This window comes from Brevibacillus brevis (assembly GCF_022026395.1).
Classification (GTDB): domain Bacteria; phylum Bacillota; class Bacilli; order Brevibacillales; family Brevibacillaceae; genus Brevibacillus.
The window spans coordinates 5,612,101-5,632,286 of record NZ_CP041767.1 but is presented as its reverse complement, the minus strand read 5'-3'; the positions used below and the strand labels follow the sequence as shown (position 1 = coordinate 5,632,286).

Sequence of the window (20,186 nt, the reverse complement as noted above, 5' to 3'; positions counted from 1 at the left end):
ATGAACCATAACATCCTCACGACTCATGTTGATACCTCTTCTGAAACAGGACTTCGTACGGAAGAGATGTTATTAAACGTAGGTCCACAGCATCCGAGTACACATGGAGTATTTCGTTTGGTAGTAAAAATCGATGGGGAAACCATTAAAGAAGCGATTCCAGTGATGGGCTACCTGCATCGAGGTACAGAGAAACTGGCAGAAAACTTGACCTATACGCAAATTATCCCTTATACAGACCGTATGGACTACGTGTCCGCCATGACCAACAACTACGTTCTCTGTCACGCAGTAGAAACGATGATGGGGTTGGAGATTCCAGAACGAGCTCAGTTTTTGCGATTGATCGCAATGGAGTTGAACCGGGTGGCGAGCCATTTGGTTTGGTGGGGAACGTTTCTTTTGGATATTGGTGCGATGGGGCCCTTCCTATATGCATTCCGTGATCGGGAGACGATCCTCGATTTGTTTAATGAACTGTGCGGGGCGCGGATGACCTTTAACTACATGCGCGTAGGTGGAGTGAAATGGGATGCACCTCCAGGCTGGATCGACAAAGCCAAAGAATTTGTCCAGTACATGAAGAAAGAATTGAATAACTACCACCAGCTGGTGACAGGGAATGAGATTTTTATCAACCGTCTTATAGGGATTGGCAAGTTCGATACAAAAACGGCATTGGATTACTCGCTATCTGGTGTCATGCTCCGCTCGACTGGTGTCAAGTGGGACCTGCGCAAAGACGAACCGTATTGTATTTACGATCGTTTTGAATTTGACGTGCCAACAGCGACTGAGGGAGATTGCATGGCGCGCTATCATCTGCGCATGGCAGAAATTGAACAATCTCTGCGAATTCTCGAGCAGGCATTGGAGCAATTTCCGAGTGAAGGCGAAGTCATGGGCAAAGTGCCACGTGTGATTCGCCCGCCTGCTGGGGAGACATATGTGCGCATCGAGTCACCGCGGGGAGAAATTGGCTGCTACATTGCCAGTCAAGGCAAGGATAAACCGTGGAGATTGAAGTTCAGACGGCCTTCGTTTACCAATCTGCAAATTCTGCCTAAGCTGTTGCAGGGGGAAAACCTCTCGAACATGGTTGCCATCTTGGGCAGTATCGACATCGTGCTCGGGGAGGTTGACTGTTGATGAATACTCTCTTGCAGCAAGCACCCTCATGGGGTACCACACTTTGGTTTATCCTAGCGGCAGTATTACTGCTTGCCGTCGTGTTGGGATTCGTTACGTACGCTATTTACTTCGAGCGTAAAGTGATTGGGTGGATGCAGCTGCGCATCGGGCCGAATCGAGTAGGACCATTGGGACTTCTTCAGACGGTTGCGGATGTTGCCAAACTGCTATTAAAGGAAGATATTCGTCCGCAACATGCTGACAAAGCGTTGTTCACTCTAGCACCAATATTGGCCTATGCCCCTGCTTTTGCGGTATTGGCGGTCATGCCTTTTACGGAGAGCATTCGGTTCGCTGATCTGGGAATAGGGCTGTTGTATTATATTGCCTTGTCTGGGATCACCGTATTAGGCGTAATCACGGCTGGCTGGGCCTCGAATAACAAGTACTCGCTGATCGGGGGTCTCCGCTCCGCTGCGCAGATGATCAGCTATGAAGTACCGCTGGTCATGTCCGTGGTGGGTATCGTTCTATTAACGGGCAGCATGAATCTCGAGGATATTGTCGAGGCGCAGCAGGATGTCTGGAATATTGTTCCGCAGTTTATCGGATTTGTTGTATTTATCATTGCTGCCCAGGCTGAGCTGAATCGTACGCCATTTGACTTGCCGGAAGCAGAGTCGGAGCTCGTTGGCGGTTACCACGTCGAGTATTCGGGTTTCCGTTTTGCGATGTTCATGCTGGCGGAGTATGTGTACATGTTCGGGATGGGTGCCTTGATCACGATTCTCTTTTTTGGTGGTTGGTTGCCGATTCATCCATCATTGGACTTCATTCCGGGAATCGTTTGGTTTATCCTTAAATTTTCTGTTTACGTCTTCCTCCAGTTTTGGATTCGCGCCACGATGCCGCGCTTACGTGTCGATCAACTGATGTCGTTTGCTTGGAAAGTGCTGTTGCCCGTGGCATTGTTCAACATCCTGCTCACAGCCGTAGTGGTTTCTTACCAAAATGGCATGTTCTAGTAGCGACTTGATCGAAAACGACTACGTCCCACTGTTTTCATAGCGCAGGCTTCGCCATAGGCTTGCTTCGTCAAAAGCTTGCTTTCGTCAAAAACGTGGTGCAGCCAAGTTCTCAAATTCTGAGGGGTGACACACATGCTAGGACTGGCCAAAGGCCTGGGGTATACATTTAAAAAGCTCACGGAGAAAAAAGTAACCCACTTCTATCCGGATGTGCCCTTTCCAATGCCGCCTCGCTTTCGCGGTATTCAGCACTTTTCTCCTGAAAAATGCATCGTCTGCAACCAATGCGCACGCATTTGTCCGACGGAGTGTATTCAACTGACAGGGAAGCCCCATCCTGATCCGGAGAAAAAGGGAAAGATTATCGATACGTACGATATCAATTTTGAGTTATGCATTTTATGCGATCTGTGTACAGAGGTTTGTCCTACGGAAGCAATTGTGATGACAAACAACTTCGAACTGGCTGCCTATAGCCGGGACGAATTGTACAAAAACTTGAAATGGCTCGACGACAACAATACGAACGTCAGGGAGGAGAATTAGTATGACAGGTGAATTCGTTGCCTTTTTTATCCTGTCCCTTCTGACGATCGGTGGCGCGGTGTTTATGATCAGCTTTACGCGCGTCGTCCACATGGTCATCTCATTGGGCGTTACGTTTATCAGCATTGCAGGTCTGTTTGTTTTGTTGGGAGCGGATTTCGTCGGGGTCGCACAAATTCTGGTTTATTCAGGGGCTATCTCCATTTTGATGCTCTTTGGAATCATGCTGACCAAGCACGATGCGAACGATGAGGGAACAGGCCGGACATGGAAAAACCGTTTTATCCTGCTCTTCGTAATCGTTCTGTTCGGATTATTGTTCTGGGGTGTGCAAAATACACCATGGCCTGCGCCACCGCCACCTGCAGATGCTCCTGTAGACAATGCCAAAGAAATCGGTATCGAAGTATTCACCAAATTCGTCATACCATTTGAGCTGTTGTCTGTTCTGTTGCTGGTCGCATTGGTCGGTGCGATCATCATGGCGAAAAAGGAGGGGGATAACGAATGACAGTAAGTATTTCCTCCTACTTAATGGTCGCTCTGATTCTCTTTTGTGTAGGCCTGTATGGCGCATTGACGAAACGAAATGCAGTCGTCGTCTTGTTATCAATCGAGCTGATGCTGAATGCTGTAAATATTAACCTGGTCGCCTTTTCCAAGTTCGGTCTGTATCCATCCGTGACGGGACAAATCTTTACCTTGTTCACGATGACGGTTGCAGCTGCCGAGGTTGCCGTAGGGTTAGCGATTCTGATTGCGCTGTACCGCAACAAGGAGACTGTGAATGTAGATGAAATGGACCAAATGAAACGATAAGAGGGAAACCTGAAAAGGAGGACAAAGATGGATACTCTAATGCACTACGCCTGGCTGATCCCTCTGTTTCCGCTTCTTGCTTTCATCGTGATCGTCTCATTTGGTCGCCAATTGAAAGAAGGAGCGGCCATAGTGGGCATTACCCTGACGGCTGTTTCTTTTGGAATTGCAGTGCTCATCTTCTGGGAGAGATTCCAGGGTGGGGGAACCGATTACAATTATGTGATAGATTGGCTGCATATTGGCGATATCGTGATCAACATGGGCTTCGAAGTGAATCCGCTGAATGCCATGATGCTCGTCATTGTGACATTAGTCAGTCTGTTGGTCCAAATCTACTCCAAAGGCTACATGCATGGGGATGAACGCTTTCCGGTGTTCTATCAATACCTGGCGCTGTTCACATTCTCCATGCTGGGATTAGTCATCTCGCCTAATTTGTTGCAAGTATATATTTTCTGGGAGCTGGTAGGGGTATGCTCCTTCCTGCTCGTTGGCTACTACTACTTCAAGAGAGAGGCAAAAGCAGCCGCCAAAAAGGCTTTTATCGTTACACGCATCGGGGACCTTGGTTTGTTCATCGGGATATGTCTGTTGTTCTGGTGGACCGGAAGCTTTGAGTACGGAGCAATTTTTGAGAGTATCGCACTCGGACGACTGGAACCATGGATGATTACGCTCGCGGCGATTCTCATTTTCGTTGGGGCCATGGGAAAATCAGGTCAATTTCCGCTTCATACGTGGTTGCCTGATGCCATGGAAGGTCCAACACCTGTGTCGGCATTAATTCACGCAGCAACGATGGTTGCGGCTGGTGTTTATTTGGTCGCTGCTACCTATCCGCTGTTTATCGCATCCGATACGGCTTTGACAGTTGTGGCGTATGTAGGAGGATTCACCGCCATATTTGCAGCTTCGATCGGCTTGACCCAACGGGATATCAAGCGTGTCTTGGCATATTCCACAGTCAGTCAGCTCGGGTACATGATGCTGGCATTGGGAGTAGCTGGTGCTGCTGGTTATGTAGCAGGGTCCTTCCATTTGATGACTCACGCCTTTTTCAAAGCACTGCTCTTCCTGGGAGCAGGTAGTGTCATCCATGCCGTACATACGCAGAATGTATTCGAAATGGGTGGCTTGTGGAAAAAGATGCCGATCACCGCTTTGACTTTCTTGATCGGTTGCTTGGCGATTGCGGGAATCTTTCCGTTCGCTGGTTTCTGGTCGAAAGAAGCGATTCTGGGGGCTGTTTACGGAGCACATCGCTACGATTTGCTGTTCATCGCGCTCTTAGCAGCATTCTTTACGGCATTCTATATGTTCCGTCTGTTCTTCCTGACATTCGCAGGGAAGGCACGTGGCAAGCACGAAGCTCACGAATCTCCAGGAGTCATGACTGGTCCGCTCTTGGTCTTGGCATTGCTTGCGGTTGTCGCGGGCTTTGTGAATACACCGTACGCGCCATTACTCTCTGATTGGTTGCTGTCAACGAAAACAGGTACGGCAATCACGAGCATTTTTGTGGAAGGCAGTGAGCACGCGGCCGCTTGGTTGCAGATTGTGGCACTGTTGATCTCTATTCTTGGAGTCGTGCTGGCTTACCTGATATACGGCAAGAAATCCATCTCCTCGGACACGATTCCAGAAACAATGCCGTGGCTCTATCAGCTCTCATACAAGAAGTACTACATCGATGAGCTGTATCACAACGTCATTGTTCGTCCATTAGGCTGGCTTGGATTTGTCCTAGATGTATTTGATAAGTACATTGTGGACGGTTTGGTTGGATTGACAGCAAAAATCACCCAGGGAATCGGATCTTTGCACGCAAGAGTACAAAGTGGGCAGATTCAATCCTATGGAGCAATGGTCATATTCGGTCTGTTACTCTTGATCATCGCCATCAGTTTGACGGCCAAGGGAGGTGGACTCTTTGGGTAATATCCTTTTGTCATCACTGGTGTTCTCTCCGCTGCTGGCGATTCTCGTCATGGCTTTTATCCCCAGTCGACATGCAGGTGTGATCAAGCAGGTCGGGATTTTTGGAACGTTGCCGGCACTTATCTTGGCAGGTTGGATGTTCGGCATGTTTGATTACGAGACAGCCAATCTGCAGTTCGTAGAAAAGCACAGTTGGATTTCGATTCCGATTGGAATGGCTCAGGCAGGCACGGTCTTTGCTTTTGAGATCAACTATGAACTCGGTGTAGATGGTATTTCGATGCCATTGATTTTGCTGACGGCGATTATCGGTACCCTTGCAGCAATTGCTTCATGGCAGATCAAGAAGAGGCAGAAGGAGTATTTTATCCTGTTTCACCTGCTGCTGATCGGCATGTTGGGAGTCTTTGCTGCAGACAATCTGTTTCTGTTCTTCATTTTCTTCGAGCTGACACTCGTACCGATGTACTTCCTCATCGGGATTTGGGGATATGGGGAGCGCGAACAAGCAGCAAACAAATTCCTGTTGTATAACGGAATCGGTTCAGGGATCATGCTGCTGGCTTTCATCGTGATCTTTGTCATCATGCGGACGCTCAATATCGATGAAATCACGGCGATCCTGACGACACCAGGGCATCCGATAACCGAAATCCTTACGCCGGAAATGCGTTTTGGCATCTTCCTAGCGATGTTCATCGCTTTTGCGATCAAGCTGCCCGTATTTCCGTTCCACACGTGGATGCTACGCGTTCACGTACAGGCTCCACCTTCAATCGTCATGATTCACTCCGGTATTTTGCTGAAGATGGGGGCGTACGGCCTTTTGCGGATGGGAATCGGCTTCTTCCCGGAGCAGGCCTACGATTTCTCTACGTGGATGGCAGTTTTGGGGATTATCAACATTTTGTATGGGGCTGTGCTGGCCTTCGTACAAAAGGATTTAAAAATGGTGCTGGCTTACTCCAGTATCAGCCATATGGGTATCGTCTTGCTCGGTTTCGCTTCGATGAACACGATCGGGTTTCAGGGAGCGATGTTCCAGGTGATATCTCACGGTTTTATCTCAGCACTGCTCTTCTTCTTGATCGGTGTCATTTGGGATCGGACACAGACATCGTTGCTCGACGATTTGGGCGGTTTAGCCAAATCCATGCCGTTTGTCAGCGGCGTGTTGTTGGCAGGCGGGATGGCTTCACTCGGACTTCCGGGCATGTCCGGATTCATTAGTGAGTTCTTTGCCTTCCTCGGTCTGTTTGGTCGTTTGCCAGTAATGGCAGCAGTGGGAGCGATCGGGATTGTCCTCACCGCGGTGTATTTACTCAGAGCGATCTTGAAAACAACTTTTGGCCCTACTCCAGGCAGATGTACAGGACTTGCTGATGCACAGCCGATGGAAGTCATTCCGATGGTAGTTCTGTTGGGATGTATTATTCTCATCGGGGTTTATCCGGCAGTTCTGGGGAATCCGATGCAGCAGGCGCTGAAAACGATCGTACCTATCGTAACGGGAATAGGAGGGTAATCCATGGAGGTTAAAGATATTTTCTCATATGACTGGAGCTACCTTCTGCCCGAGTTTATCATTCTTGGCTTTGCTACCTTTTTATCACTGCTGGACCTTTTTGCGGGCAAGCGTCTTGGCAAGCAGGTCATCGGTTGGCTATCCTTCCTGGGCACGGTCATTGCGGCGATCTTTGTGATCATCAATATGAATGCTCTCGATAAGCCATATAGCTACATGATCGACATGATCCGGATCGATGATTACGGCAATGCGTTCAAGCTGATTTTCCTGGCAGGGACAGCTTTTGCCATTCTCATCTCGCTGTCCTATCTGAAATCGGGGGAAGTCCAGCACAGAGGCGAGTATTACTATTTGCTGCTGACCGGGCTTCTCGGGGCTATGGTCATGGCTTCTTCGGCTGACTTGATTACCTTGTTCGTGGGACTGGAGCTATTGTCTCTCTCGTCCTATGTACTGGTCGGATTGCGAAAAAAATCGCGGCTTTCCAACGAGTCGGCGTTCAAATACGTCGTTTCGGGAAGTATTGCCACGGCTGTGCTCCTGTTTGGGATGTCGTACGTGTACGGACTCACGGGAACCACACATATTTATGAAATCTCATTCCGGTTGGCAGAAGCGGGAATGGCGGGCTATCAGTTCCTTGTCTATACGGCGTTCGCGTTTCTCGCAGTAGGTCTTGCCTTCAAAATATCTGCAGCGCCTAACCACATGTGGGCGCCAGATGTCTATCAGGGTGCTCCTACCCCAGTCACTGCTTTTCTGGCAGTTGTGTCAAAAGCAGCAGGGTTCGCGCTGATCTTTCGAGTAATGATGATCTCGTTTTTCAACGTTTCCGATGGAACGGGATCAGGACGGTTCTTTTTCGAAGAGGGAAGCCTCTACCTGGGGCTGATGGCAGCGGCCTCGATGATTATCGGAAACACGATGGCGCTCAGGCAGACAAACGTCAAACGTATGATGGCTTACTCCGGTATTGCGCAAGCGGGTTATTTGCTCGTGCCGTTTGTACCGCCGACCTCTCTCTTTTTCAGCGAAGTGATCTTCTATCTGTTCGGTTACCTGCTGGTCAGCTTTGGTGCTTTCGCTGTGATTATGGTTGTATCTCGTGAGCAAGAGACAGAGGATTTGAAAGGATTCGCCGGATTGTACCATCGCTCGCCTGTGATGGCAATCGCGATGAGCATCTTCCTCTTGTCCTTGGCAGGTATCCCGATTACGGTTGGCTTCTTCGGGAAGTTCTATCTGTTCATGGGTACATTAGTGGTAGAAAACTACTGGCTGGCGGCAATTATGATCATCACCAGCGTCATTTCCTACTACTACTACTTTGGGATTATTCGTCAGATGTACATGCGTCCTGGGACAACCGAAGCACCGATGGTTGTGCCAAAAGGCATTTGGACGTTTATTCTCATCATGGCAATCGCTACTGTATTCTTCGGGGCTTTCCCGGGTCTGGTCACCGACTATATCCAGATTCATTTCAATCCGTCCTTTGATTTTGGCAACATGCTCTCTCCCAGCTCTCAGTGATACTCGTAACTGAATAGCACTTCAGGTACAATAGAAGGGATGGCTCGTGATCGGGCCGTCCCTTTTTCTATGATTCTCGGTTGGGCAATGAGGAGGTAACTAGCATGTCACAAGAAGTATATGGCTTGTTGAGCATCATTTTATCGATTGCGTTTATTGGGCTCGCTTGGTGGGCGTTGCAATCCTTTCGCTTTGATAAAATTTTGAAAAAACCAAATGGTGCTCAGGCGAAGCTGTTGCAAATTTTTCTTTCCATTGTGATTGGATATGAACTGTCCCGCTTTTTCCTTGATTACTTGGGCTGGTCCCTGACATTCGGGAATTTGTTCAACTAAATACCCAAAGACGACGATTCGCTGGTATATCCACCCAGCTACATGTACAAAATGAGAAGTACAAAGAGATACATGTAAGCATAGGGAGAGGATATCAATGGGGAAATGGTCTGGTTGGTGTGTGCTGGCTCTATTGCTCGTGATGGGGGCCGTGTATTGGATGCCTGTACAAGCAAAGGAAGAAAAGCCGGTTGTGACAGAAATGATGAAAGTACTAGAAGAAACAGGCGCAACGGGTGTATCGGTTCAGGTACGTATGCGTACGGCGATGGGAGAAGGCCTGCGTGCTGAACAAGTAAAAGAGTTGGCGATGAAATGGGCACAACAACTTGAGATTCCGTTTTCCCCAAGCGAACAATCGCGTAAACACAACATACTCGCATATGGGACTACATACACACAAAACGGCGTGGATCTGAGCTACGAGGTGACAGGAGTGCCTAAAAATGGAGCATTTTCTGTATATCTAGTACTTCAGTTATCTGGAAGCCGTGATTCGCTACTATATATTGGACAAGTACAGGAAACCTTCACGAATGCCCTGCAAAGCGCCGACTTTATTCCGCAAATTAGCACTTGTATTCGCGGATTGTACAATGTTAAGATGGGTGTTGACCAACAGGAGGGTAAAATATTGTCGATTTTTGGTACTCTCCAGGCAACAGAATTAGAACGTTTGCAAGATGAGACGGTTGTCAGCATTTCAGGGTATACCCCTATGTGGGAATCATTCATCGCGTTAAACGGTCAAAAGATGAATCTACAGGTGGCTACGCATCGTGACAGCCATTCTGGAACATGGATTACGGTAGGTACACCAATCATCACTGTGGAATATTAGCACGCGGAGGGGTACACATTGGATAAAATTATTGTCCGTGGTGGTAAGGCATTGGCTGGAAATGTAAAAGTATCTGGCGCCAAAAATGCCGTACTCCCTATTATTGCAGCATCTATCTTGGCAGAAGAAGGGACTTGCGTCATCTCAGACGTACCAGGCCTCGACGATGTCCGGACGATATGCGACCTTTTGAAATCGATGGGAATCTCCCTTACATATGATCATGAAGTGCTGACGATCGATGCTTCCAAGCTTACGAGTGTAGAAGCGTCCTATGAACTGGTCCGCAAAATGCGCGCATCTTTCCTCGTGATGGGGCCGCTTTTAGCCAGAAAAGGACAAGCTCGTGTCGCTCTTCCGGGTGGATGTGCCATTGGTACACGCCCGATCGACCAGCACCTAAAAGGGTTTGAGGCTATGGGAGCCAAAATCGAAATCGGACAAGGGTTTATTGAAGCGACGGTAGAAGGACGATTGAAGGGTGCGAAAATCTACCTGGATATTGCTAGCGTCGGTGCAACAGAAAATATTATGATGGCCGCTGCTTTGGCAGAGGGAACCACATTGATCGAAAATGCGGCAGAAGAGCCGGAAATCGTTGATTTGGCGAACTTCCTGAACAGAATGGGAGCAAAAATCCGCGGTGCGGGTACAGGTTCGATCCGCATCGAAGGCGTGGAAAAGATGAAGGGCTGCACACATTGTGTCATTCCTGACCGTATCGAAGCAGGAACTTTCATGGTGGCTGCAGCGATTACCGGTGGGGACGTCTTTGTGGAAGGTGCGATTTGCGATCATCTCAAATCCGTGACCGCCAAGCTTCGTGAAATGGGCGTGGACATTGAGGAGCAAGAAAACGGCATTCGTGTACGCCGTACTGGCCCACTGAAAGCAGTTGACCTCAAAACGCTGCCATACCCTGGCTTCCCGACAGATATGCAGTCGCAAATGATGGCGCTTTTGCTTGTTTCAGAAGGAACGAGCATTGTGACCGAAACAGTATTTGAGAACCGCTTCATGCACGTGGAAGAGTTCCGCCGCATGAATGCGAACATCAAGATCGAAGGCCGCAGTGCCATCGTCGAAGGCGGTTCCAAGCTGACAGGCAGCAAGGTAGCAGCAACTGACTTGCGTGCTGGTGCAGCACTTGTACTGGCTGGGCTCGTATCGGAAGGAGAGACTGAGGTCTCTGCTCTGCACCATATTGACCGTGGCTACGTGAACTTTACGGAAAAGCTGCTGGCTTTGGGAGCAGATGTAGAACGCGTGGTCCCAGAAGAAAAGGCTCGTGAAAAAGCCGTTTCCGAAACCATCAAAGTAAGCTTCTCTCCTAATTTTGCTTGATAAATGCGTCAACCATATGGCAAAACGAAAGATTCTCTGCGGATGCAGGGGGTCTTTTTTTCGTTCTCTCGACTCTCTCATTCTCTCGTTCTACCGCTCTGTTACTGAACATAGACTTTAGTAGGTTATTTAAGACTTTTCGTGTCTAGTACGTAACGGGGAGGATCTCTTGCATGAAACGCTATCTACTCATGTGGTTTATCGCTTTGCCGATCTTGCTCGTCCTGATGCCTGCTGCTCTGGTCTTTTGGTTTTCACCAGCAATAAGCCCTGTCAGTCAGCCAACTGTGGCCGTCTCGGAGCCTGCCATACCAGCGATGAAGGAATCCGCTTCCTCTCTGCCGGTAAAGGTGTACCGTACAGAAAAAAAGACCGTGGAAACATTGCCGCTAGAAACGTATATTACGGGAGTCGTAGCGGCAGAAATGCCAGCCGAGTTTGAGCTGGAGGCTTTAAAAGCACAGGCGTTGGCGGCCAGAACCTATATCGTGCGCCGATTAAAAGAGGGCAAGTTTGATGATGTGCCCTCAGGCGGGCAGGTCTTGGATACGGTGCAGCATCAAGTCTATATGGATGAAGTGCAACGGCGTGAGCGTTGGGGAGACCAGTACGAATGGAAAAACAAACGCATCCAGCAAGCAGTGATGGCAACAGCAGGGATTATCCTGACCTACCAGAACGAGCCCATTGACGCGACGTTTTTTTCCACCAGTAATGGTTTTACAGAGAACTCGGATGAATACTGGGAAAAGCCCATTCCTTATTTGAAGAGCGTTGCGAGTCCTTGGGATATTCAATCTCCTCGCTATGAGGAAACGGTCGTCATGTCCACGGTGGAGCTAGAAAAGAATTTGGGCGTCAAGCTCACGCAGGAGGCCTCTACCAATGGTTCCTGGTATCGGATCGAATCGCGTACAACCGGAAATCGCGTAGGAACCATCAGCATTGGCGGCAAGGAGTTTACAGGAAGAGAGTTTCGTGAAAAGCTCAATTTGAATTCTTCTTCCTTTACGTTGGACTTGCGCGGCAATCAGGTATTCATTACGACCAAAGGGTACGGTCATGGTGTCGGGATGAGCCAGTGGGGAGCAAATGGAATGGCCAAAAGCGGCAAAAGCGCGGAGCAAATCGTCAAACACTTCTATCAAGGAATTAGTCTGCAAGAGTATAAAAGGATCATCCCAGCTTAAAAGCAAAGCAAATTTTTACTTTTCCCTACTCTCTCAGGTTTATACGCCAAAATTCTGGCGATACTGAGGGATGAGGTGATGAATAAAATGGAAGATCAAAAAAATCAAAATCAACCGATTCCATTCAAGAAGGCAAGTTCTTGGAAAAAAGTTTTGGGCAAGAAATGGGCGTTTCCTGCAATCTACATCGGCACCGCAGCAATCATTCTCGCTTTTGTGATGTGGTATCAGGGCAATGTCATGGACACGGTATCCAAAATGACGAATGGCACAGATGGCGTGGCAGTGACAACTCCTGCAGCTCCTGAGACGACTACACCGCAAAACGAAGAAGCAGTACCTGCTACAAGTGGCGTACAACCACTCGCTTGGCCAGTAGGAAAAGGCGTACAGTACAATGTGGGCATGAACTACTACGATGAGAAAGCCTCCAAGGAGAGTCAGCAAAAAGCATTGGTGAGCTTTGACAACTCCTTCTATCCGCACACAGGTATTGACCTCGTATCCACGGATGGCAAGGGCTTTGATGTCGTCGCGGCTCTTGCGGGCAAAGTAGTAAAAGTGGTGAACGATCCACTTGTCGGCAACGAGATTGAGATTGAGCACGCAGACAAAATGATTACGATCTATCAAAGTCTGGAAAGCGTAACAGTCAAACCAGGCGATGAAGTGACACAAGGTCAAGTAATCGGGTCTGCTGGACGCAACACCTTTGAAAAAGACGCTGGCGCACATCTTCACTTCGAAGTTCGCATTGATAAAAAGCCTGTCAATCCAGAGCAATACTTGATTCAGGCTGATACGGAAGTAAAAAATCAATAACTAATGAATGTAGAAAAACACCTGCAAAATACAACAATTGCGGGTGTTTTTTTGCGTGTTGTACAAACTGTTGAAAAAAGATGCGGCCGTGCTGGCTTGTCAGGCTTGGAAACGTAGAATATGTGTCCCTACGCACCCATATATTGTATCAGACAATGTAGATACAAGGAGGCGAGTAATGTGCACGACTACATCAAAGAGCGGACCATCAAAATCGGCCGATATATTGTAGAGACAAGAAATACGGTTCGGATGATCGCCAAAGAGTTCGGTGTTTCGAAAAGTACTGTGCACAAGGACTTGACTGAGCGGCTGCCTGAGATAAATCCAGAGTTGGCGAACCAGGTTAAGGAAATTTTGGAATATCACAAAGCCATCAGACATCTTCGGGGGGGCGAAGCGACCAAAATCAAGTACAAACGGCGTAGTAAAAAAGTACGAGTAGAACAGGAGGAGAGTGTGTAAGAAAGAATTTCCTTGTCCTCTCACGTAGAAGAGCCTATGATATTAGGTAGAAATGTAACTGGTAATCAGGGAGGACCTTTCATGTTTGGCAAAGATATCGGAATCGACTTGGGCACGGCCAATGTCTTGGTTTTTGTAAAAGGCAAGGGAATTGTCCTAGACGAACCATCTGTCGTGGCAATAGATAGTAAAACCAGAAAAGTTTTGGCCGTGGGAAATGAAGCCTATCGCATGGTAGGTCGCACCCCAGGGAATATCGTAGCGATCCGACCTTTGCGAGAAGGGGTTATCGCGGATTTTGAAATCACAGAGGCCATGCTGAAGCACTTCTTAAACAAAATTGGTGGGAAGAGCATGTTTGCCCGACCGCGAATTTTGATTTGCTGCCCAACCAACATCACCTCTGTTGAGCAAAAGGCCATTCGCGAAGCAGCTGAGCGCAGCGGTGGAGCAAGAGAAGTATTTATCGAAGAAGAGCCGAAAGTTGCCGCAGTTGGGGCAGGTATGGACATTTTTCAGCCGTCCGGAAATATGGTAGTGGACATCGGTGGGGGAACGACCGATGTAGCGGTATTGTCGATGGGCGATATTGTCACGTCTTCCTCCATTAAAATAGCAGGCGATACATTCGATGTGGCTATTATGCGTTACATAAAAAATAAATACAAATTGCTGATTGGAGAGCGTACGGCTGAAGATATCAAGGTTCAGATTGGAACCGTATCCGGCGGACGCCAGGACGAAATGGACATTCGAGGTCGAGACATGGTAAGCGGCTTGCCGCAAACGATTACCATTCGCTCCAATGAAGTCCAGGAAGCCCTGGCTGAGTCGGTGAGTGCGATTGTACAAGCCTCAAAATCTGTTTTAGAACGAACACCTCCGGAGCTTTCTGCCGATATAATTGATAAGGGTGTTTTCCTGACCGGTGGCGGCGCATTATTGCACGGTATTGACGAGATTCTGGCAGAGGAGCTGAAGGTTCCTGTGCTGGTAGCGGACGAGCCAATGATGTGCGTTGCAAAAGGAACAGGAATGATGCTGGACTATTTGGACAAGATGCCGGCTAACTCGAATAAGCGATTATTCAGGGGGTAAGATTTAAGTGATCAGAGGCTTGTATACGTCTGCATCTGGCATGCTGGCTTTGCAGAACAGGCAAGAATCGCTGGCGAACAATTTAGCAAATATCAATACACCCGGGTTCAAACAGGACGTGGGTGTCATGCGTGCATTTCCGGAGCAATTGCTCTCGCGCATGAATGATCATGAGGGACTGGATGTTCCGGGCATCCCTACTATGCCTGGGCAGCCTGCCATTATCGGGCGTCTGAACACAGGGGTATACATGGCGGAGGCGCTGCCGAATTTTGCGCAGGGGGATATTGAAGAGACACGCAATCCATATGATATTGCGTTGATGGACAATATTCAGCCAGATCAGGATGGCAATGAGCGGCGGTTGTTTTACGGTGTGGCACGGATTGAACAAGCGGATTTGGCACAGCCAGTACAGCAAGAGGATATCCGCTATACGAGAAATGGTAACTGGAGCGTGAATTCGGACGGGTACCTGGTGACAGCGGAAGGATATTATGTGCTGGATAGCTCTAATCAGGCGATACGAATCAACCATGATCCCGCACTCGGAACCAATGTCGGTCAAAACCTGAAAATTTCCGAGCGTGGCGAATTGATGCAAGTTACCATTGATCCAATCACCAAAGCAGAACAGTATACGGCGCTTCCTACTCATGCTAGATTGGGACTTGCAGTGGTAACCGATCCGCTAAAGCTTGTACGTGAAGGAACGAATGTTTTCCGATTTGAAGGCGATATACCAGTGGAAGGGATCGATTTGGCAGAAGCCAACGATCAGGCTGCTATAGCAGCTGGTACGTACAATACCCCTATGGTCGCGGGACGTTTCGGTACACAACAGGGCTGGCGTGAACGGTCGAATGTAGACCCAGCACAAACCATGACGAGTATGATGAGTGTGCTTCGCGCCTATGAAGCGAACCAACGGGTAATTACCACGATTGACGGTACGCTGGACAAGGCTGCTAATGAAATTGGTCGGGTTAATGGATAATAGGAGGTAGGAAGGATGCAGTCGCTTAATATTTCCACATCAGCTATGCGCGGTATTCAGCAAGCGTTGGACAATACAGCCAACAACCTGTCGAACATTGATACGATTGGGTACAAGCGCAGGGTAGCATCGTTTTCCGAGCTTCTCACAGACTCAATGAATGAGCAGCCGGCAGCGGATAACCAAAATCGCAATACACCAGTGGGGATAAGAATCGGTAGTGGAGCGCATCTTGCCATGACCAAGCTGGATCTCGGTCAAGGCAGTCTCAAGCAGACAGATGTGCCAACAGATGTTTTGATTGAAGGAGATGGCTATTTTTTGGTCACTCGTAAAATCAAAGATGCGAGTAAGATCACCGTGGATGAAGAAAGTCGCTTTACGCGTAATGGTTCTTTTAAGCTGTCTTATGATGATGATGACAAGGGATACGTACTGCACACCACGTCTGGCCATATTTTGACAGACGAAAATGGTGCGAATATCGTATTCCCGGAGCCAGTAAAAAATATCTCGATTTCCCCTGATGGTACTTTCAGTGCGGACGGAATGCCGGCACCTGTAAAAATTGGTGTATGGAATGTAGAGAACCCTGATCAGCTAAAGCAAGTCGGTGAGAATCTGTTTGATGCCGAATTGGCTTTCGGAGCAGGACCGCAAAGTAAATACACCAGTGCATATGATGATGGTGTAACATTGCGCCAAGGTGCTCTCGAGTCATCAAACGTCAGCATGACAGAAGAAATGTCCCAACTGGTGAACATTCAGCGTGCGTATCAATTGAACTCACGCGCAATTGGTATCAGTGATCAAATGATGGGTATTGCGAACCAATTGAGAAGCAGATAAAGCCATATAAATTCAACATGACGGAGGAGAGGAGCATGGAACAAGGGAAGAGCAAACGTTTCCCGCGTCAGACCGAAGAGGTTAAGTCAAAAGCAAGAGAGCGGGAACGGAGCGGCAAAAATTGGCGGCTGAGAGTTGCCAAGATGGTGCTGGTCCCACTCCTGCTGTTTTTCTCTCTGGTCGTTGGTCTGATGATCGGATACGGTGGAGTTGGCAAGAAGCCAATGTCTGAAGTATTCGATCCAGGAACCTACAAACATATGTGGGATTTAATGTTTGAGGATACGTAAAAATGAAGCTGGACAAGCCCGAACCTTTGGTTGGGGCTCCTATTTTTTCGGGGACTTGTTGTGGTGTTTGTCCACAGAGTATAATAGGTCGAGTGGTTGAAAAAGGAAGTGACGATTTGAATACGGAGGGATGTCCGTGAATCTTCCTAATTTGCTTACGATCTTTCGCATCGTGCTCATCCCTTTGTACCTGTATGTCTTTTTTTCGGAGTTTCCGTATCATGTTGAAATCGCTTTAGGCATTTTGATTTTGGCGGGAGTGACCGATATTGCGGACGGGTACATCGCGCGGAAGCATAAGCTTGTGACCACCATCGGAATGATGTTAGATCCTCTGGCAGATAAATTAATGATGCTGGCGGTCATCGCCTCATTATTTTTGACGGATCGAATCAGTGTATGGGCTGCCCTGTTTTTCTTTGTGCGCGATCTGGCCATGATAGTAACAGGAGCTGTTTATCATTTCCGTGGCAAAAAAACTGTCCCGGCTAATGCCTATGGCAAGCTGACAACCGTTCTTTTGTATCTGGTCATTCCGCTCGTTATGTACCGTTATGAGTACAGTGAAGCGATACTTTGGTCGGTTATAGCGTTCTCGTTTATTGCGAGTGCGATTTATCTGGCAAAGGCTCGACTATTGAACCGCGTGTAAGGGTTCCAGCAAGTTGAAAAAGAGCACTTCCGCTTTGGGGAGGAAGTGCCCCTTTTATCTTAACCCCGCTTGACCGTTTTACTGGGGCGGGAGTTATGTATATTGTTTCGTTGGTTAAAGGGTATTCATGCATAGACAAGTCTAGTTAAGTATGGAAATGGAGCGATACATAATGGAAATCAAAGCGCCTTTGGATATTATGCAAATTCAGGAAATCATTCCACACCGTTACCCGTTTTTGTTGATAGACAAAATTGAAGAGCTGGAGTTAGGAAAAAGAGCAGTTGGAATTAAAAATGTTACGGTAAATGAACCGTTTTTCCAAGGCCATTTTCCTGGTTATCCAGTCATGCCTGGCGTCCTTATTGTGGAAGCGTTGGCACAGGTTGGGGCAGTAGCGATGCTCAGCATGGAGGAACATCAAGGAAAAATCGGACTGTTTGCAGGCATTGATGAATTCCGTTTCAAAGATCAGGTGAAGCCGGGAGACACGCTGGTACTAGAGGTTGAGCTTACTCGTGTACGTGGAACCGTCGGCAAAGGGCATGGCAGAGCACTGGTAAATGGAAAAGTAGTAGCAGAGGGCGGATTAATGTTTGCCCTGACGGCAGGAAATAAGGCACATTCATGATCATCTTGAATGTGCCTTTCTTTTCGGGTAGAATGGCTAATGGGCAACTCCATCCATGAGAAGGTAGTTTAAAAAGCCGTCTTTTTAAACATTCATTTACTAACAAGCACTTGAAGGTGAAGAAATGACCAAACAGGTCGCAACCATATTAGATGTGCCATTTACGACTCGCGGTTTTCGTGAGACTGTCGATCATATAACAGAGCGCATACAAAGCGGTCAAAAGACCCACGTGGTGACAGCCAATCCGGAAATCGTCATGGTAGCGAGAGAGAACCGCGCTTTCCGTTCTATTGTAGAACAAGCCTATGTCGTTCCAGATGGAATTGGAATCGTGTACGCTGCCAAATGGACGAATCAGCCAATTTATGAGCGCGTTACCGGTGTGGAGCTTCTGGAAGCGCTCATGGCGAAAGCCGATCAACATCAGTGGGGCGTGTATTTACTCGGCGCCAAGCCGGATGTCATTCATTTGGCAAAAGACAAACTGAGTGCTCGTTATCCGAACGCCCGAATCGTCGGATGTCGGGATGGCTATTTTCGCCCAGAGGAAGAAACTCAAATTGTACAAGAAATTGCCGAAGCGAAACCACAGCTCCTGTTCGTCGCACTGGGTGCGCCCAGACAAGATGAATGGATGGCGAAGTATCGCGATCAGTTAAATGCCTCCTTAATGATGGGGGTAGGCGGCAGCTTTGACGTCATTTCCGGGAAAGTAAAGCGCGCTCCCGAGATTTGGCAAAAACTGCATTTGGAATGGTTTTATCGACTTGCTTCTGAGCCTTCACGCTGGAAGCGTCAACTGGCTATTCCTCGGTTTGTTCTAACCGTACTGAAAGAAAAATGGAGTAGCCGTTCCTAGATGCATCCGTAGAGAGGAGAACAGTCGATGTCTACACTAATCCTCGGATTTCTGACTTCGCTGATCATATCGTTTATTGCTACACCGTATGTAAAAAACTTGGCTGTAAAAGTAGGGGCTGTGGATGCTCCGAACCAGCGCAAAGTACACACGCGAATCATGCCACGTATGGGTGGCTTGGCGATTTATATCGGTTATCTGGTTGCGTTCTTCCTATTTGTCCCACATACAACCATGTCAGAAATGCTGGGAATTTTCATCGGAAGTACGATTGTTATGGTCGTAGGCATGCTCGATGACAAATACCAACTCTCGCCAAAATGGAAGCTGCTTGGCCAGCTAGTCGCAACAGCGATTGTCGTCATTCCTTTTGGCTTGAAGATTGGCGTCGTGAATCTACCGTATAGCGGGAGCATTGATTTCAGCAGTGGCTGGCTTTTCTGGCTGGCGATTCCGATCACAATGTTTTGGATTGTCGGGGTAACGAATGCGGTGAACCTGATTGACGGTCTAGATGGACTGTCGGCAGGTGTATCAGCAATTGCTGCAGGGACAATGGGTGTCATGGCCTTGTTGATGGATGATTACAAGGTAGCGACCTACTGTTTCGTGCTCCTTGGAGCGATCCTGGGCTTTCTCTACTTTAACTTTCATCCGGCTCGTCTGTTTATGGGCGACACCGGTTCGCTTTTCTTGGGCTTCAACCTGGCTGCACTATCGATCATGGGCTTTAAAGAAGCGTTGTTCGTTTCCTTTATCATTCCAATCGTCGTGCTGGGTGTACCGCTCTGGGATACGTTCTTCGCCATCGTGCGCAGGATCGTAAACAAAAAGCCGATTTCGAGCCCAGACAAAGGGCATTTGCATCACTGCTTGCTAAACATGGGTCTGTCGCACCGCTCGACTGTACTCACGATTTACTCGATCAGCATTTTCTTCGGGACGATGGCGATCCTGCTGACGAAGACGACGAAGTGGACTACGATTATTGTCATGGTCGCGCTGCTGATAGCCATTCATCTTGGAACGGAGATCGTTGGCCTCGTTAGTCGCCGTCACCGTCCGTTGATTAACGCTTACAGACGGATCAAAATTAAACAGACCGAGCAACAGCGTCGGACGAACTAAAAATAAACAGAGCCTTAGCATCTAATGGTGCTAGGGCTTTTTTTCGCCAATATTTAGGGGGAAACACTTAAGTGAAGAAGGGAATTGTCCGATAAAGATAGGGAGAATTACATTGTCCCATTAATAGTGTGGGACACATAAGAGGTTTCAAAAATA

At 48.1% G+C, this 20,186-nt stretch carries 22 protein-coding genes; all 22 read left to right on the top strand.

What is annotated here, in order from left to right; translation table 11 throughout:
- The 22 genes from FO446_RS26570 to FO446_RS26465 all read left to right on the top strand — a co-directional run bounded on the left by FO446_RS26570 (window position 1) and on the right by FO446_RS26465 (window position 20,030).
- On the top strand, window positions 1–1,149 hold the full coding sequence (locus FO446_RS26570; RefSeq protein WP_017252346.1) for an NADH-quinone oxidoreductase subunit D: 1,149 nt from the start codon (window positions 1–3) through the stop codon (window positions 1,147–1,149).
- Window positions 1,146–2,156, top strand: coding sequence for an NADH-quinone oxidoreductase subunit NuoH (gene nuoH / locus FO446_RS26565; protein ID WP_232773924.1), 1,011 nt, complete (start codon window positions 1,146–1,148; stop codon window positions 2,154–2,156). The genes FO446_RS26570 and nuoH overlap by 4 nt, the downstream gene beginning before the upstream one ends.
- 135 nt (window positions 2,157–2,291) lie before the next feature.
- On the top strand, window positions 2,292–2,705 hold the full coding sequence (gene nuoI / locus FO446_RS26560; protein ID WP_007722093.1) for an NADH-quinone oxidoreductase subunit NuoI: 414 nt from the start codon (window positions 2,292–2,294) through the stop codon (window positions 2,703–2,705).
- Window position 2,706: 1 nt separating this feature from the next.
- A complete protein-coding gene (locus FO446_RS26555; protein ID WP_173610476.1) occupies window positions 2,707–3,216 on the top strand; it encodes an NADH-quinone oxidoreductase subunit J in 510 nt (169 codons plus the stop codon).
- Window positions 3,213–3,524: an NADH-quinone oxidoreductase subunit NuoK gene (gene nuoK, locus FO446_RS26550; protein WP_007722089.1), complete on the top strand. Its 312-nt coding sequence runs from the start codon at window positions 3,213–3,215 to the stop codon at window positions 3,522–3,524. Before FO446_RS26555 ends, nuoK begins: the two co-directional genes overlap by 4 nt.
- Window positions 3,525–3,551: 27 nt before the next feature.
- Entirely contained in the window at window positions 3,552–5,465 is a 1,914-nt protein-coding gene (nuoL, locus tag FO446_RS26545) for an NADH-quinone oxidoreductase subunit L (protein ID WP_221867361.1), read from the top strand.
- Entirely contained in the window at window positions 5,458–6,990 is a 1,533-nt protein-coding gene (locus FO446_RS26540; protein WP_237899531.1) for a complex I subunit 4 family protein, read from the top strand. The genes nuoL and FO446_RS26540 overlap by 8 nt, the downstream gene beginning before the upstream one ends.
- A 3-nt stretch (window positions 6,991–6,993) precedes the next feature.
- Complete coding sequence (gene nuoN / locus FO446_RS26535; RefSeq protein WP_173610479.1) at window positions 6,994–8,526, top strand: NADH-quinone oxidoreductase subunit NuoN; 1,533 nt, start codon at window positions 6,994–6,996, stop codon at window positions 8,524–8,526.
- 104 nt (window positions 8,527–8,630) lie between these two features.
- A complete protein-coding gene (locus tag FO446_RS26530; RefSeq protein WP_047069796.1) occupies window positions 8,631–8,861 on the top strand; it encodes a DUF1146 family protein in 231 nt (76 codons plus the stop codon).
- 97 nt (window positions 8,862–8,958) lie between these two features.
- Window positions 8,959–9,702 carry a YwmB family TATA-box binding protein gene (locus FO446_RS26525; RefSeq protein ID WP_173610480.1) on the top strand — a complete coding sequence of 248 codons (744 nt, stop codon included), beginning with the start codon at window positions 8,959–8,961 and terminating at the stop codon, window positions 9,700–9,702.
- 18 nt (window positions 9,703–9,720) lie between these two features.
- Complete coding sequence (gene murA, locus FO446_RS26520; RefSeq protein WP_016740202.1) at window positions 9,721–11,046, top strand: UDP-N-acetylglucosamine 1-carboxyvinyltransferase; 1,326 nt, start codon at window positions 9,721–9,723, stop codon at window positions 11,044–11,046.
- A 173-nt stretch (window positions 11,047–11,219) separates the two neighbouring features.
- Window positions 11,220–12,236, top strand: coding sequence for a stage II sporulation protein D (gene spoIID, locus FO446_RS26515; RefSeq protein ID WP_237899530.1), 1,017 nt, complete (start codon window positions 11,220–11,222; stop codon window positions 12,234–12,236).
- Between the two features lie 87 nt (window positions 12,237–12,323).
- Window positions 12,324–13,058 carry a M23 family metallopeptidase gene (locus tag FO446_RS26510; RefSeq protein WP_237899529.1) on the top strand — a complete coding sequence of 245 codons (735 nt, stop codon included), beginning with the start codon at window positions 12,324–12,326 and terminating at the stop codon, window positions 13,056–13,058.
- Between the two features lie 180 nt (window positions 13,059–13,238).
- Window positions 13,239–13,523, top strand: a complete 285-nt coding sequence (gene spoIIID / locus FO446_RS26505; protein ID WP_003388385.1) for a sporulation transcriptional regulator SpoIIID — start codon at window positions 13,239–13,241, stop codon at window positions 13,521–13,523.
- A gap of 81 nt (window positions 13,524–13,604) precedes the next feature.
- Window positions 13,605–14,621, top strand: coding sequence for a rod shape-determining protein (locus tag FO446_RS26500; protein WP_088909734.1), 1,017 nt, complete (start codon window positions 13,605–13,607; stop codon window positions 14,619–14,621).
- A 7-nt stretch (window positions 14,622–14,628) separates the two neighbouring features.
- Window positions 14,629–15,618 carry a flagellar hook-basal body protein gene (locus FO446_RS26495; RefSeq protein WP_173610483.1) on the top strand — a complete coding sequence of 330 codons (990 nt, stop codon included), beginning with the start codon at window positions 14,629–14,631 and terminating at the stop codon, window positions 15,616–15,618.
- A 15-nt stretch (window positions 15,619–15,633) separates the two neighbouring features.
- Entirely contained in the window at window positions 15,634–16,467 is an 834-nt protein-coding gene (locus FO446_RS26490; RefSeq protein ID WP_173610484.1) for a flagellar hook-basal body protein, read from the top strand.
- Window positions 16,468–16,502: 35 nt separating this feature from the next.
- Window positions 16,503–16,757 (top strand): DNA-directed RNA polymerase subunit beta, encoded by a 255-nt coding sequence (locus FO446_RS26485; protein WP_173610485.1) that lies wholly within the window; start codon window positions 16,503–16,505, stop codon window positions 16,755–16,757.
- A 130-nt stretch (window positions 16,758–16,887) separates the two neighbouring features.
- Window positions 16,888–17,409 (top strand): CDP-alcohol phosphatidyltransferase family protein, encoded by a 522-nt coding sequence (locus tag FO446_RS26480; RefSeq protein WP_088909731.1) that lies wholly within the window; start codon window positions 16,888–16,890, stop codon window positions 17,407–17,409.
- Window positions 17,410–17,581: 172 nt separating this feature from the next.
- Entirely contained in the window at window positions 17,582–18,040 is a 459-nt protein-coding gene (gene fabZ, locus FO446_RS26475; protein WP_173605649.1) for a 3-hydroxyacyl-ACP dehydratase FabZ, read from the top strand.
- Between the two features lie 124 nt (window positions 18,041–18,164).
- Window positions 18,165–18,902 (top strand): WecB/TagA/CpsF family glycosyltransferase, encoded by a 738-nt coding sequence (locus FO446_RS26470; RefSeq protein ID WP_048035063.1) that lies wholly within the window; start codon window positions 18,165–18,167, stop codon window positions 18,900–18,902.
- Between the two features lie 27 nt (window positions 18,903–18,929).
- Window positions 18,930–20,030: a glycosyltransferase family 4 protein gene (locus FO446_RS26465; protein ID WP_173610486.1), complete on the top strand. Its 1,101-nt coding sequence runs from the start codon at window positions 18,930–18,932 to the stop codon at window positions 20,028–20,030.
- Window positions 20,031–20,186 lie beyond the last annotated feature (156 nt).